General features: G+C 65.9%; 1 protein-coding gene. It reads right to left on the bottom strand.

Annotated features, from left to right (window positions below; all coding sequences use genetic code 11):
- Positions 1–516, bottom strand: a 516-nt coding sequence (locus ACFFF6_RS19940; protein WP_376983273.1) for a transposase, incomplete at both ends; no start/stop codon positions are given.

Genomic DNA, 516 nt, shown 5'->3' on the forward strand with positions numbered 1-516 from the left:
GGCGGCGACCTTGAGCACCTGCTCGCGCATCCGGCTCAGGCTCCAGCCTTGTCGGGTTTGCCGCTCCAGGAGGCAGCGCAGGCCATGCAGGACCTGGTAGGCGTAGAGACTGAGCAGCAAGCTCACCTCGTTGCGCGCCATCACGTCCTGAACGGTGGAGGCGCCGCGATCGGTCGACGAGAGGTGCACGTCGAGCGCCGACTTCACTTCGCCCATGTGCGCCTCGGCGCTGCCGCGCTTGCGATAGAGTGCTAGGACCTTCTCTGGCGGCCAGTCGAACTTGCTGAGGTTGGTGACCAGGAAGAAGGCATGCAGCAGCAGGTCATCGGGGCGCTCCTGCACGACCAGCACGACGCGCCGTGGTGCCGGCCAGGAACCGGCTTGGTACTCAAGGTCATGGCACCATTCTCGAGGCTGTTCAGGCGGTCGGCCGCGGGGCCGCTTCAGGTAGGGCGCCGCCAATTTTTGCAGGCCCTTGTGGCTGCGTAACCGGCCCAGATACTCGATGTCGCGCTC

Source organism: Brachybacterium hainanense (genome assembly GCF_042434575.1).
Taxonomy (GTDB): domain Bacteria; phylum Actinomycetota; class Actinomycetes; order Actinomycetales; family Dermabacteraceae; genus Brachybacterium; species Brachybacterium hainanense.